This is a genomic window from Mesorhizobium sp. M6A.T.Ce.TU.002.03.1.1 (genome assembly GCF_003997275.1).
Classification (GTDB): Bacteria; Pseudomonadota; Alphaproteobacteria; order Rhizobiales; family Rhizobiaceae; genus Mesorhizobium; species Mesorhizobium mediterraneum.
On sequence record NZ_RZTI01000354.1, the window covers coordinates 1 to 382 of the forward strand.

Here is a 382-nt window from a genome sequence, read left to right on the forward strand (position 1 = left end):
TCGGAACGCTGCTGGCCAAGGCCGATCATCTGATCGGCCACGGCAATCTCTTCAAGCCGGGTGAACCCGTCGCCATCGGCTTTGCCTCCGGAACGCCGCTGGCGTTTGCGGAGACCAAGAACAACGGGGCCAACCAGAGGGTAGAAAAACATGTCGAAATCATATCGTGACGGACTGCCGATAAGCCCCGAGAATTTCGTCGACCAGCTGATGCGTCTGAAGCGCGGCTCGATCGGCCGCCGCGACTTCCTCGGCCTCACCGGCCTTGGCATTGCCACGGCAGTGATGGCGCGCGAGATCGGCATCATGCCGACATCAGCCTTTGCCGCCGAAAGCCTTGGCGACCGCATGTCGATCGCCACCTGGCCGAACTATCATGACC

1 pseudogene is annotated in these 382 nt (G+C 61.5%); it reads left to right on the forward strand.

The features are described 5' to 3' along the window. Nucleotides 1–150 precede the first annotated feature (150 nt). Nucleotides 151–382 (forward strand): annotated as a pseudogene (locus EOC93_RS33930) (spermidine/putrescine ABC transporter substrate-binding protein); the annotation flags it as partial.